1 protein-coding gene is annotated in these 2,917 nt (G+C 72.6%); it reads right to left on the bottom strand.

The features are described 5' to 3' along the window. Positions 1-413: 413 nt before the first annotated feature. Positions 414-2,813, bottom strand: coding sequence for an FkbM family methyltransferase (locus ACFXGA_RS05330; RefSeq protein WP_378084582.1), 2,400 nt, complete (start codon positions 2,811-2,813; stop codon positions 414-416). Between the last annotated feature and the right edge of the window lie 104 nt (positions 2,814-2,917).

Raw genomic sequence — 2,917 nt, 5'->3', positions numbered from 1 at the left:
GCTGTCCAGTAACAATCTCAAAGGAAACCTCTTGACGAGGTTCATACAATTTACTGGCTATTCGGCACGCTGTTGAGTTCTCAAAGAACACGCGCTCACCATCTTGTCCCGCGTCTTACCGCGGTTCATTCCGGGGCTTTGTGTTTCGCTCTGGTTGAAGCTTAGCTCGTTCGTTTTCGCGGTGTCAAATCGGCCGGTTTCGGCTTCTCGGCTCCGCGAAGAACTCGCTTTGCATTCATTTTGTGCTGTTTCCAGGTCGGAGGCAGCACGCTGTGCTGCTTATTCGTTCCTGGGAGCTTGACGCCGCAGAAGTCTACCCGGCCCGATTCGCGGTGTCAACCGCTCGTTCCGAGGTTCTTGCTGGCGACTCGGTAAAAGTTACTCATGACCTTCGCCGGTGTCAAATCGCCTGGTCAGCGGGCTGCGGGAGCGGTGCGGACGGGCACCGCGACCTGCGGGCCGGCTCCCTTGGCCGCCACCGGGCGTGGCCGCAGCCACAGCGAGATCGTCCGCATGCCCTCCATCGCGGCCACGATCTGCTCCGGCCCGGCGGGTTCGCGGGTCGCCACCGGCACCAGGTCGTAGCCCCAGATCCGGAACTCCTTGAGGACCGTGACCGGATCGTCGCCGAAACCCTCCGTCGCGGAGGCGGAGAACTCGAGGAACACGTGCGGGCGATCCCGGCGCAGCAGGCGCACCAGTCCGGCCAACGCGCGGTGACCACGACCCGGCGCGTCCACCCGAACGACGGACAGCTTGCGGCCCTGCAACGACGGCACGGCCTCCAGCTCCTTGTCGAGCCTGGTCGCCCGCACGCGCGCCGTGTCCTCGCCGGCGTCGTCCGGCAGCGGCGCCACCGACACCCCTCCGGTCAGCGCCGGCTGGACGGCCAGCTCGCCGGTGCTCTCCCACGCCGCCGCGTCCACCAGGACGAGCTGCTGCGCCACCCGTTCGGGCAGGTTCACGTCGACGTTGTGCCGCAGCAACGCCCGCGCCGAGGGGCACGGCTCGACCGCGACCACCGCGCCGCCGGTGCCGAACCGGCTGAGCATGCGCACGGTCTGGTACCCGACGTACGCGCCGACGTCGAGGAAGATCCCGTCCGGCTCGACCACGGAGTCGATCAGCTCGGACACCTCGGTCTCCCACACCCCGTTGCTGGACAGCATCGGGAGCATGAACGCGTCGTCCGACGGCAGGCGGAGCAGGCCGACGTCCGTGAGGACGAGCGAGCTGCGCGGCACGGCCTCGTTGTGCCGCTCGTGCTCGCGGACCACGACGCGGCGCAGCGCGTCGGCGGTCTGCTGGGCCTGGTCGGCCGCGCGCAGGCCGCGGTCGAGCTTGGTGTCGCGGTCCCGCAGCACGTCCACGACCTTGGACTCCAGCGAGTCGATCCGGTCGAGGGTGCGTTCGAGCGCGACGGCGAGCTTGTCGATGCGCTGGGCGAGGGCGTCGCCCTGCTTGGCGCGCTTGGCGGCCTCGGCGACCACCGCGTCCTCGATCTCGCGCAGCCGTCGCCCCTGGCCCGCCATGTCCGCGCGGACCCGGACCACGCCGTCGTCCACGCCGACGAGCTGGTCGGCGAGGTGGCCCTGGTGCTCGGCGTGCTGTTCCAGCTCGGCGCGCAGCACCTCCAGCTCGCCGAGGCCGACGCCGGTGGAGAGGTCGTCCTGGCGGCGGACGACCTCGGCGACCGAGCGCTCCACCCCGTCGACCAGGGAGGTCAGCACGTCGCGCATGTGGTTGTCGTAGTGGTCGAGCACGCGCAGGACCATCTTGCGCAGCTGCGGGGCCATCGGCGTGCGGCTGGCCGTGCCGACGTCGGGTTGGCGCAGCAGGGCGTGCTTCGCGGCGACGAGCGCCTTCAGCGGGTCGGTGGTCGGCGCGGGCTTGGCCCGGCGGGCGCGCCAGCCGCGGTAGGCGTGCTCGACGCGTTCGCGGAGGATCTCGCCGACCTTGGCGACGTCACGCGTGGCGCGGACGTGTTCGCGGCCCTTGACGCCGATCGCGAAGGCCGTGGGCAGGTCGTCGGCGAGGGCGCGCAGGAGCTTGGCGGCGGCCTGGACGTCCGGCTCGACGCCCTGGCGGCACGGCACGAAGATCACCGCGGACTTGTCGAACAGCTCGGCGACCGCGCCGTGGTCGGAGGTCAGGATCGGCGTGGCCCGCGCGGCGTGCGTGGCGAGGGTGTGCGCGATCCGGTCGCACGCGCCGCCCCGGTGCAGGTGGACCAGGCAGTCCACGGCGCCCAGGGTGTCTACGAGCTGGATGCGGGGGTCGGCGGCGGTGGCGAGGCGGAGCCGTTCGGCGGCCTCGGGGTGGTCGTGCGCGTGGGTGACCTCGATGCGCAGCGTGACGTCGTTGCGGTCGGGGAAGGCGGAGAGGAACGCGGAGACCGCGCCCAGCACGTTGCCCGCGCGGTCGACGGCGTGGTCGGCGAGCGCGCCGAAGATCACCCCGTCGTGGTCCTCGGGCTCGACGGGGTCGGCTTCCGGGACGGGCAGCGGGAGCACGCGGACGGTCGGGCCGCCCTGGCGTTCGAGGGCGGCGCGGGTCGCCTCGGAGGGGACCCACAGCTCGTTGGCGTCGTTCGGCTGCTCGTCGTCCAGGAGGTAGTCGACCACGAAGCGGCTGTCCGGGACGCGTTCGGCGGTGCCGACGCGGATCACGACCGGGTAGCCGGCGGTGGTGGAGGTCGGCAGGCCGGAGGCGCGGGCGGCGGCGTGGACGAGGGCGGCGACCGGGCCCGTGCCGAGGACGGAGACGCCGAGCTGGTCGTGCAGGACCGGGGCGTCGAGGCGGGCGCGGGGCACGGCGGCGAGGGGGCGCCGCCCCGCCCCCCCCCCCCCCCCCCCCCCCCCCCCCCCGCCCCCCGCCCCCGCGGCCCCCCCCCGGGCGGGGGGCGGGGGGGGCGCGG

The organism is Actinosynnema sp. NPDC059335, from assembly GCF_042752395.1.
Classification (GTDB): Bacteria; Actinomycetota; Actinomycetes; order Mycobacteriales; family Pseudonocardiaceae; genus Actinosynnema.
Note: the sequence above shows the minus strand (reverse complement) of the source record. Positions and strands in the feature narration are given on the sequence as shown.